At 40.5% G+C, this 10,766-nt stretch carries 11 protein-coding genes; 9 read left to right on the top strand and 2 right to left on the bottom strand.

The window, feature by feature from the left end:
- Positions 1 to 139: 139 nt before the first annotated feature.
- The 8 genes from V7147_RS11495 (at position 140) to V7147_RS11460 (ending at position 7,252) form a co-directional block, all read left to right on the top strand.
- Positions 140 to 595, top strand: a complete 456-nt coding sequence (locus V7147_RS11495) for a YhcH/YjgK/YiaL family protein (RefSeq protein ID WP_335367998.1) — start codon at positions 140 to 142, stop codon at positions 593 to 595.
- Positions 596 to 705: 110 nt separating this feature from the next.
- Positions 706 to 1,383 carry a GntR family transcriptional regulator gene (locus V7147_RS11490; RefSeq protein WP_335367997.1) on the top strand — a complete coding sequence of 226 codons (678 nt, stop codon included), beginning with the start codon at positions 706 to 708 and terminating at the stop codon, positions 1,381 to 1,383.
- A 197-nt stretch (positions 1,384 to 1,580) separates the two neighbouring features.
- Positions 1,581 to 1,946: a hypothetical protein gene (locus V7147_RS11485; RefSeq protein WP_335367996.1), complete on the top strand. Its 366-nt coding sequence runs from the start codon at positions 1,581 to 1,583 to the stop codon at positions 1,944 to 1,946.
- Positions 1,947 to 2,075: 129 nt separating this feature from the next.
- Complete coding sequence (locus V7147_RS11480; RefSeq protein ID WP_335367995.1) at positions 2,076 to 2,204, top strand: hypothetical protein; 129 nt, start codon at positions 2,076 to 2,078, stop codon at positions 2,202 to 2,204.
- Positions 2,205 to 2,421: 217 nt separating this feature from the next.
- Complete coding sequence (locus V7147_RS11475; RefSeq protein WP_335367994.1) at positions 2,422 to 3,846, top strand: S8 family peptidase; 1,425 nt, start codon at positions 2,422 to 2,424, stop codon at positions 3,844 to 3,846.
- A gap of 166 nt (positions 3,847 to 4,012) precedes the next feature.
- Complete coding sequence (locus tag V7147_RS11470) at positions 4,013 to 4,984, top strand: Gfo/Idh/MocA family protein (protein WP_335367993.1); 972 nt, start codon at positions 4,013 to 4,015, stop codon at positions 4,982 to 4,984.
- Between the two features lie 380 nt (positions 4,985 to 5,364).
- Positions 5,365 to 7,044 carry a HAMP domain-containing methyl-accepting chemotaxis protein gene (locus V7147_RS11465; RefSeq protein ID WP_335367992.1) on the top strand — a complete coding sequence of 560 codons (1,680 nt, stop codon included), beginning with the start codon at positions 5,365 to 5,367 and terminating at the stop codon, positions 7,042 to 7,044.
- A 58-nt stretch (positions 7,045 to 7,102) separates the two neighbouring features.
- A complete protein-coding gene (locus V7147_RS11460; protein WP_335367991.1) occupies positions 7,103 to 7,252 on the top strand; it encodes a hypothetical protein in 150 nt (49 codons plus the stop codon).
- An 85-nt stretch (positions 7,253 to 7,337) separates the two neighbouring features.
- Here the strand turns inward: V7147_RS11460 and V7147_RS11455 are convergent, their stop codons facing one another.
- Both V7147_RS11455 and V7147_RS11450 read right to left on the bottom strand, forming a co-directional pair.
- Complete coding sequence (locus tag V7147_RS11455) at positions 7,338 to 7,790, bottom strand: hypothetical protein (RefSeq protein WP_335367990.1); 453 nt, start codon at positions 7,788 to 7,790, stop codon at positions 7,338 to 7,340.
- A gap of 112 nt (positions 7,791 to 7,902) precedes the next feature.
- On the bottom strand, positions 7,903 to 8,832 hold the full coding sequence (locus V7147_RS11450) for an LCP family glycopolymer transferase (protein WP_335367989.1): 930 nt from the start codon (positions 8,830 to 8,832) through the stop codon (positions 7,903 to 7,905).
- Between the two features lie 419 nt (positions 8,833 to 9,251).
- On the opposite strand from V7147_RS11450, the gene V7147_RS11445 reads away from it, so the two are divergent.
- Positions 9,252 to 10,766 carry a sodium:solute symporter family protein gene (locus V7147_RS11445; protein WP_335367988.1) on the top strand — a complete coding sequence of 505 codons (1,515 nt, stop codon included), beginning with the start codon at positions 9,252 to 9,254 and terminating at the stop codon, positions 10,764 to 10,766.

Raw genomic sequence — 10,766 nt, 5'->3', positions numbered from 1 at the left:
AATGGATTGTAACATGTGATAATTCTGTGTTAGCATACTTGTATACAGGTTCAAGTAAGGTTTTTGCAGATTAAAAATTTTTAATCAGTAATGAAAGGGCTTACTTGAATTGTGAACGTTACGAATTGGAGGAATAAATGTGATTATTGATAAATTATCAAATGCTCATTTGTACGAAGGAGTGCGACCACGTTTGAAAATAGCACTCGACTATTTCCGCGAACATAATCTCGCTGAACTTTCTGTTGGTGAGTACGAAATTGATGGAGATAGGGTTATTCTACAAATTCATGAATATGAAACAAAAAGTAGCGAAGAAGCTCGCTTCGAATGCCATTCCCGTTATGCGGATGTGCAATACATCATTCGTGGTGAGGAAAAGATGGGTTATACAAATGTAGAGAATACGAGGATAGTAGAGGAGCATAAGGAAAGAGACCTTTATTTCTTGGAGACTGAGGCAGAGGACTCTGTTCTCGTGAAGGAAGGAATGTTTGCTCTTTTTACACCAGAGGATGCTCATATGCCAGGTATGTACAAAAGCAATCCTCAGCCAGTAAAAAAGGCTGTTGTAAAAGTATTATGGAATGAATAACGATGGAACTTGAGAGAAACGTGGAAATGGTAAATGAACCCTCTTGCCAAAAACTATAATTTTCCATTACTCTAAAAATAGAATGAATAACTGAAAGGTTGGGGGTTATTGTGGATCTTGTAACGGAATTACAAGGTGCTTCATTAGGAGAAAAAATAGCATATGATCTTCGCTTGCAAATCATTAAAGGTACAATTGAAAACGGAGAAACCTTGACAGAAAATCAAGTCGCTTCTAAATATGGTACAAGTCGCTCACCGGTAAGGGAAGCATTAAAAATATTGCAGCATGAAGGTTTAATTCAGCTTGAGAGAATGGGGGCAATCGTTCAAAGTTTATCCCCAAAAAGTATGAGTGAGCTATATGATGTACGGATATTAATTGAAAACTTTGCGATAAAAAAACTTTTAGCAGATAACTGTGAAACAACTGTTGAGAAGCTTAGTGTCATCATTGATAAAATGGAATTGGCAGCCAAGTACAGAAATTTCGAGGAGTTTTCCTATTACGATTTACACTTTCATGAAACGATGATCGTTGATACGGGTCATGAAAGAATTTTTCACCTTTGGAATAGCATCAGGCAAATTGTGTATGCAGCGTTATTGGTAGCAACGGAAAAAAGATTTCTGACCAACGAGCACGAGATAGACCCTTTATTGAATCAGCATCGTGAAATTGTACAGTGTTTACGTTCAAAAGATAGAAAGCAAGTTGAAAAAATGTTAAACGAACATTTTGAAGATATGATTGACAGCGTTGGAAAAAGTATATCAAAGGGACAGTAGGTATCTGAATATTGGGCCAGGTGGTACTCCATTCTAAAAGGTTCCTGTGACTAGATAATTTTTAGAAACGATAAGGTCTAAAGGACTATAACTGGATTTCCATTCCGACCTTCGACTCATTTTTACAGAAAATAAAGGTGTTTGTCGGATTCCTGTGTAATTTGTAAAAATGAAGCTACGAAAAGGGAGGATTTGGAATGAAGAAAATGGTTAAAGTTTTAGGTAGTTTACTTGTATTGTTGATGCTGGGCCTGCCCGGGAATACCGCTTTTGCACATGAGGATGATTGCGAATGTGGTGTCACCTATTTACAAGGAGCAGAACGAAACAAGGCTGTTGCGAACACATTGAAGCTTGCTGAGTTTTCAAAGGTGAAATCCGACTTAGGTAAAGACGGCTACGATTTTGCTGGAGCCGATCAGGTGATGGCAGTCGCAATGTCGTTTGAAGGAGAAATTCTTACAATCGTCGCAGTTCCATTTGTACATAAAAATGGGGATGTGAAGTATGCGGGCTTTACGAATGGAAAGTTTGCAGGATTTCAAGGAGAACCAATGGGATAAACGTATTTTCAACCCCTAACAAAATTGTTGGGGGTTTTGTCGTAATTTTGTCACAATTTTCCTTTGAAAAATTTGTTGGATAGTGTAAAATGGTTTTTAATTGGAAAATATGATTGGTAGGTAAAAAGTATGAGTGCCGAGCAACTTTTAAAAATAATGATTGACATCCAGAAAAAGGTAGAAGACACGTCTTCTATTACAACAGAAGAGGTCATGCAGGACCTTATTGGTAGATTAAAAGAGTGTCAATCCGCTTAAGAACAACATACCGCAAACCGAAGTCAGAGGGAGAACTCTGACTTTTTTTATTTATGCAACATAACCCCTGACAATTCGACTGCCTTCGGGTGGTTTATGTAAATATTTGATGAACGAAAGTTACAGGATTGGAAAAAGATTCGTCTAAATATATGTGTGTGGGAGTATCCATATCTAGTGTGGTTATATCCAAACAACATTTATGAGGGGGAGTCTTATGAAAAAGGTTTTTTCAGTCTTACTAAGTGTGGCTTTATTACTGTGCTTCTTACCGTCTGTTTCTGCAGCGGGTAAAACTAGTCAGACGGAGTACTATTCTGTCCTGTTCAATAAAAACAGTATTCCCGCCAACTTTGCCAAGGAGGTAGGTAAGTTAGGTGGAGAAGTTGTTTACGAAGTTCCTGAAATTGGTTTCGCACAAGTAAAAGCTTCAACTGCTTCATTTTCAAAGCTAAAGGGAATCGCAGGGGTGAGTGCGACAAATCCGTCGATTTCCTGGAATCTTCCGGAATCAAAACAAATAAAAGCTGACAATGTAAATCCTGCTAATGCAGCTTTGTGGAGTTTACAATGGGATATTCAGCGTATCACGAATAATGGTGAAAGCTATAAATTAGGAACGGGTTCACATGATGTAGTTGTCGGAATCATTGATACTGGTATCGACCGTGATCATCGTGACTTAGTGAAAAACCTTTTACCTGGATCTAAAAACTTTGTTCCAGCTGGTGGTTTCCAAGGAACGGAGCCTGCTGAAACAGGAAATCCAAATGCATTTGATGATCGCCATGGACATGGAAGCCATGTGGCAGGTTCAATTGCAGGTAACGGAGCAATGCTAGGAGTAGCACCAGACACGGGCGTCCGTGCGTATCGTGTATTCGGTACTGGCTCTGCTGAATCAGCATGGATTTATGATGCGATGATTGCAGCAGCAAATGATGGTGTAGACGTCATTTCAATGAGCTTAGGTGGTTTCGACGTATTGGGTCAAATTTTTTATGTAGACCCGGTAACTGGTAAGAAGGAAAACCTAGGTAATGATGTTGCCGATTTTAAAGCATACAAGCGTGCAGTTGAATATGTTACAAATAAGGGTGCACTCGTTGTTGTGGCAGCTGGAAATGAAGCACTCAATGCGACGAATAAGAAACAAGTAATGGATTATATGAATGCAGAATATGCAGAAGATGGATTATATTTTGTTGGGGCTGGCTTTGAGGTTCCTGGTACTATTCCAGGTGTTGTAACTGTATCTGCAACTGGTCCAAATGATGTACTTGCAAACTACTCGAATTACGGCCCAGGCTTTATTGACATTGCAGCAGTAGGTGGAGATGCAAGGCTGTATGATCAATATGCGGCTGAAGGCAGATTTGGTGAATACATTGCGAAACGAATGTTTGAAAGTGAATTCAATTTAAGTGCAAGTGATGATGGTGGCTGGTATTGGTCAATTGGAACCTCTATGGCAACGCCAAAGGTTTCCGGGGTTGCTGCATTACTTATTAATAAGTATGGTAAAATGTCACCAGCTAAGCTTCAAGATCTTCTTTATAAAAACGCAGTTGACCCTGTAAAAGGCAGTGACAAACAGTTTTTCGGTAACGGACATTTGGATGCATACGATGCGTTAAAATAATCTGTTGAAGGGAGCGGACCTGGCGGTAGCCAGGTTCGTTTTTTCTATATTTGAGATCTCCTCACCTAATTAACTCACAAAACTCACAAACTAAAACCCTTTCAAAATTTGTAAAAATATGAGAATATAGATTTGTTGAGTATCTGAACAAATAGGAGGAACTCCAATGACAAAAGTACGTTTTGGTGTTTTATCTACAGCGAAAATTGCGAGAAATACATTGATTCCAGCGATGGAACGCGCGCATAATGCGGAGGTCGTGGCTGTTGCAAGTGAAAGCGGGAAGGCGAAGGATTTTGCTGCAGAACTGGGCATTCCAAAGCATTATGAATCCTACACGGATTTATTGAATGACCCGGAAATTGATGCCGTGTACATTCCACTTCCAAATCAGCTACATAAACAATGGGCAATTGAAGCAGCGAAGCACGGCAAGCATGTGCTTTGTGAAAAGCCAGCTGCTTTAACATCACAAGACGTTGAAGAAATGGCGGCAGCTTTTAAAGAGAATAATGTGATCTTTATGGAAGGCTTTATGTATCAATTCCATCCTCAGCATAACCGCGTGAAGGAAATCATTGCGGCTGGTGAAATCGGTGATGTGAAGCTAATCCGTTCGACGTTCTCCTTCGTTCATGATTTAAATTCTGGAAGCATTAAAATGCAAAAGGACCTTGGCGGCGGTGTGCTTTACGATGTGGGCTGCTACTGCATCCATGCAAGCCGCTTAATTACAGGAGAAGAGCCAGTTGAGGTGAAAGCGTCAGCGAATCTTCATCCGACTCATGATGTCGATATTACTGCAGCGGGTACATTGAAGTTTGAAAGTGGCGTAATCGCGAATTTTGATGTAAGCTTTGAGCAACCATTTAAGGCTGCCTATGAGGTTGTTGGTACAAAGGGATCTATTCTTGCGAAGCATGCTTTCCGTCCGGACAATGAAGGTGGAAATGGTGTACTTGTTGTAAATGCAGAAGCTGGACAGCGCGAAGATACGATTCAAGGTGACCAGTACAAGCTTCAGGTTGAGCATTTTGCGGAATGTGTTCTCTCAGGTAAACAGCCGGTGTACAGCGTAGAAGAAACATTGAAAAATATGCGTGTAATTGAACAGGCCCTTAGGTCTGCACGAAATTAAAGTCAACCCCTGGGTTGGCTTTTTTGGTTTCTTCCTCTTTTTAGACCGCCCTCACTAAATCTTTTTCTATTAAAAATGTATATCTATCAAAAATCTGGCAATACTAGATTACTAGTAATAGAACGTTTACAAATGGAGGGATTCTAGGATGAAAGCAAGTGTTGAGTTACCAGAGGTGTTACCGGCGAATAGGGAAGAATTTTTTAAATTATTGCTAGATTTAGTAGTAAAAAAGTAATGGAAACGGTGATGTCGAGTATTGTTGAAATGTTTAAAAACTTATATACTAATAGGTAGAAAAGCATTTGGCCATTCTAGGAGAATTGGCTTATTTTTTTGCCTGATTTTTTTCAATATTCAACAAGAAAGGGGTACTATTGATGAAAAGTATACGCACAAGATTATTTGTCAGCTTTTTTACCATTATCATCCTTTGTATAGGCTTAGCGACCTATAATTATGTGTCAGTGTCTAATATGAATAACCAGACGGAAGACATGGTGTCCGAGGAACTCTCTGTTTTACTAGAATATGATAGTTTAAAATACAATATTTCACAGAGCATTGCGCTAGCTCGAGGGTTTGTGCTGTACGGAGAAACTTCCTATAAAGATGAATACAACATTTATTCGGTGGAGTTTGATGTAACGCAGCGTAAGTTAAGTGAGAGGAAGATAAAAGAGGTTGAAGGTCTTTTGCGCGAGATAAAACAATGGCGTGACATGATCAATAATTATGTGTTTATCCCTTATGAAAGCGGTGAAACTGAGATTGCGAAGCATAATCTCCAGACCCACATCCAGCCGGCAGCGAGGAGCTTGATGGACCAAGTCGAAAAGCTATCACATGATCGCGAACGACAAATGGTATCAACCGGTGAGCACGTTGTGAACTTCGGTGAGAGAGCAAACCTCGTTGGGCTTGCGGTGGCAGCAATTGCGATTATTTTAGGAATGATTATTTCGATTTATTCTTCTGAAGTGATTGCAAGACCTGTGAAAAATGTGGCAAGTCGTATGAAAGCAATTTCGAATGGAGAGCTTCAAGCTGAACCTATTAAAACAAAGCTGAAGGATGAAATTGGTCAACTCGTAACAGCGGTCAATGATATGAACGAAAACTTAAGAGGCATGGTCAAGCAAATGGCTGTCGTTTCCGACAATGTGACTGGTCAAAGTGAGGAATTGACCCAGTATGCGGATGAGGTCATGGCTGGTAGTCAGCAAATCGCCGTCACGATGGAAGAACTCTCACGTGGTGCAGAAGAACAGGCAACTTCATCTACCATTTTAATTGAAAAAATGTCCAATTTCTCGCAGGAAATTATGCAAGTTGCGGTTAAGGGTGACGACATTAAGGACCAGTCTCAAGGTATGCTAACACTGACAAACGATGGCAATGCCTATATGGAAGCATCGATTCATCAGATGAACAGCATCCATGAAAAAATGAAACAGTCTAACAAGATGGTGGTTGGGCTGGACAACAAAACGAATGAAATTACGAAGCTTGTGAATGTGATTCAAGAAATTGCGGGACAAACGAATCTTTTAGCGTTAAACGCAGCAATTGAGGCAGCAAGAGCCGGTGAACATGGGAAAGGCTTCGCCGTTGTTGCGGATGAGGTTCGCAAGCTCGCTGAACAGGTTGGAAAATCTGTCGCTGAAATTACCTTAATTGTAAAAGATATTCAACATGAATCAAAGCAAGTCGTTCAGTCCTTGGATGACGGTTACCAATCTGTTGAAGAAGGTACTGCGCAAATCCAAACAACTGGTAAAACATTTAATGAGTTAAAGCAGAAAATTGACGATATTGGCACCCAAATCGAGGCAATGTCCGGATCCCTTTACGGAGTGCTTGATGACACCAGAGAGATCAGTGGAGCTATCGAAGGAATCGCAGCTGTGGCAGAAGAATCCGCAGCAGGCGTCGAAGAAGTATCCGCAACTGCTCAGCAATCTAGCAGTTCGATGGAAGAAGTTTCAAAAAGCGCGAAACAACTCGAAGAAAATGCCGGCGAACTGAACACCCTCATTCAGCAATTTAAGCTGAAATAAGTGGGAAAGTGGCGTGTTCAGTGCTATATTATAGGAAAAAAGAGAGGGGAAACCCCGCGTGGTAAATATCGGAGACATTCTTTTTCAATTATTAACACTTCTCGTTCCACTTAGTTTAGTTGCGGTTCTCGTCTATGTAGTGCGTTTTTCAAAGCGTGTCAAACGGATGGAAGAAAAGCTAGATAAAATTTCAAAAATGGTAGAGTAAGACTTGGGAGATGATCTCAAGTCTTTTTTTATGAGGTAGGTCATTTACCCATTTTAGAAAAAGGATGCTCAGCGGCCGGCACCCTTTACTCTTTTACACTTATTTTAACATTGCGAAACATGAATGTGGTTTTCTCTTGCCTATTTGTAAGCACCATTGCATCGATTTGAGATGTTGTATCCTGAAGTTCAACCTCAAGCTGAATCGTTCGCCACGGGTCATGCAAGCCAATCACCGGTGACACGTTTTCAGCTAAAAATGTTCCGCGGGCATCCGTCTCGTCGATCAGCAAATAGACGGCAGCCTCACCCTTCACTTGAACCTGGAATAAGATTGTTTCTCCGCCCTTAACCCCTTTAGGCGAAAAAACAAATCCTTCATTTTCCTCGGCGCCTTTCGTTTTTACCTCAAATGTACCATCTTCCACCTTGGACACCGCCGCACTCACACCAAAAAAAGGCGATTTCTCCGCAGCACTAATCGGCGAAATAGAAATAAAAAATAACGCTATACTAAGTAAAGTTTTAATTTTTATCATGAGAACCTCCTTTAGAACAACAAGCATGTCCATTTGTAGTATGTGGAAAAAGGAGGGAAACATGTAATGGGGTAAAAAAAGCAACCGGTCACTTGCCGGTTGCTTTCATAAATTATTTAATTTCTAAATGCTGTTTCAAACGTGTTGAGACGGCTTGGCGTTCTTCTTCAGAGACGATCCAGTACCATGCGTCAAGGGTTTGACCAACACCATTAATGCTGAATTGCTCAATGTTATGACGAGCATCCTTATAATTCGATTGGATAGTTTTCATTTCATCAAAGGAAATATCAGTTGTTACGTTCGTACCAAGCGCACCAAGGATATCGTCAACTTTTGTGACAGACGTGAAGCTTGCCCCTTTATCAATAATCCCTTGGATAACCTGCTTTTGGCGATCCTGTCGACCGAAGTCACCACGAGGATCGTCATATCGCATCCGCGCATAACTTAGGGCTTGTTTTCCGTTTAAGGTTTGTGGACCTTCACCGAATGACATACCCTCATGAGAGAACGCGAATGTGCTGTTCACTTGAACACCGCCAAGAGCGTCAACGATTTGCTGCAGACCTTCCATGTTAACCTTCACGTAGTAGTCGATTGGTACATCTAAAAACTTCTCGACAGAATTGATTGTCATATCCACCCCACCAAATGCATAGGCATGGTTGATTTTATCCTGAGTGCCTTTGCCGACCATTTCAACGCGTGTATCACGCGGAATGCTTAGCATTTGCATGGATTTGGTATGTGGATTAACGGTAACCATGATTAATGAATCGGTACGACCCTTGTCGCCTGAGCGCTCATCAACACCCATGAGCAGGATTGAAATTGGATCCGCTTTTGAAATATCAATATCCTCTGTACGTAGGTCTGATGGACCACGATCACTATGCATTTTTCCGACCGTACTGGCAACAGATTGATATAAATAAACGGCGTACCCACCGATAGCTAAAAATAAAACAAGAGCAATCATTCCAACAACTTTTGGCCATTTCCGTTTCGTCTTTTTCGAATGGCGATTTACTCGACTCATTTTTATCAACACCTTTTTCGTAGTTTACTAGCTGATTAAAATAGTACACAAGTATTAGACGTTTGAGAAGAGAAAAAGTTACATGATTGTCGAAAAAAGTGTTTCAGAGTACAAAAATTGTCGAAGTGATGGATACAAGATGGTGAGGAAACGCAAGGTCAGGTGCGAAGATGCAAATATTGGAATGGAGACGCAAATATTCCTAGAATGACGCAAATCCCCCGCGCCAGACCCAATGCCTGCCGCAACCCCGCAATTTTCAGAATTTATTTTACAAATCGAAATAGTTATGGTATTTTATAAATTAATTAGTCATATATTAGGATTAATTAAGGGGGTGGGCAAAAAAGGGGAGAAAAGCAGCGTTATCAAAAGTTACTTATTGGTTTGAAGGGAGTAAACTTTAAAGGGGGAGAAACATGAGTGGACTAGATTGGGGAGTTGTTATTGCTTATTTTTTACTTATGGTTGTAATTGGTTTTTGGTCGTTTAATAAAGTACAGGGGTCAAAGGATTTTTTCGTTGCAGGTGGTAAATTGCCTTGGTGGTTAGGCGGTATTTCTCACCACGTTGGGGGATACAGTGGAGCAGTATTTGTGGCCTATGCAGGTTTGGCTTATACACATGGATTTAGCTTATATGTTTGGTGGGCGCTTCCAATTGTTTTGTCGGTTATTGTTGGCGCTTACATAATAGCTCCAAGATGGTCAAAACTTAGAACAAAGCTTGATATAGAATCACCAACGGAATATTTAGCAATGCGTTATAATGTGCCAACCCAGCAGTTAGTGGCTTGGAGTGGTGTACTCGTAAAACTGTTTGACGTTGGGGCAAAATGGGCAGCAATCGGACTTTTACTTAATGTTTTTACTGGAATCCCAATTATGTATGGAATTTTATTATCAGGAATTGTTTCGTTAATTTATATTACGATTGGTGGTATTTGGGCAGACCTTTGGACAGATTTTGCACAATTTATCGTAGGAATCATTGCGGGTTTCGTTATGTTCTTTGTTGTGTTAAATCAAATGGGCGGAGTGAGTTCAATTACGGGAATCTGGGATAAACTCCCACCAGCCAATAGCCAAGCCTTCAATGAACCATATACATTAGGCTATGTGTTAGTTTTCGTATTCATTGTGTTCTTTAGCTATAACGGGGGAACTTGGAATCTCGCAGCACGATATATTTCGTCCCCTTCAGGCAAGGAAGCAAAGAAATCAGCTCTTTTTTCAGGAATCCTTTATCTTGTGTGGCCGCTAATTCTATTCTTCCCAATGTGGGCGGCACCACTTATTTTACCGAATCTTGACGACCCTACACAATCATATGCACTACTCACCCAAGAGCTTTTACCAGCAGGATTAATTGGTCTTATCCTGGCTTCCCTATTTGCCGCAACCATGTCGATGACTTCCTCAGATGCAAATACGATTTCAGCCGTTATTACAAGGGATATCCTCCCTGTGATGTCACGTAAATTTAAAGGACTTGATCAAAAGACATCTTTAAAAATTGCAAGGATTGTTACGTTTACGTTCACTTTCGCAACTCTTATTATCGGGATTTTCTCAGATAACTTTGGTGGGGTTTTAGGATTATTAATTTCTTGGTTTGCAGCACTCGTTGGACCAGTTTCGATTCCAATGCTGTTAGGTTTGCTACCTGCGTTTAAGCATAGTGATTCAAAAGCAGCCATTTCCTCAATAATTGCAGGACTAGCGATGTTTGTTTTAACAAAATACGGAGTTGATTGGGAATTATACATCGAGCTTGGTGCTCCAATCTTTACGTCCGGATTAGTATTTATTGGTCTTGGTTTATTAAATAAAAACAAACCGGTTAAGCCGGAAATTGAAGAATTGTTATCGGCGATAAGCAAGTCCGATGCTGAGTTAGCAAAGGATTCGAACAATATAACACCATCGCTGTAA

The sequence above is a fragment of the Bacillus sp. JJ1521 genome (genome assembly GCF_036965165.1).
Lineage (GTDB): Bacteria > Bacillota > Bacilli > Bacillales > Bacillaceae_L > Ferdinandcohnia.
Note: the sequence above shows the minus strand (reverse complement) of the source record. Positions and strands in the feature narration are given on the sequence as shown.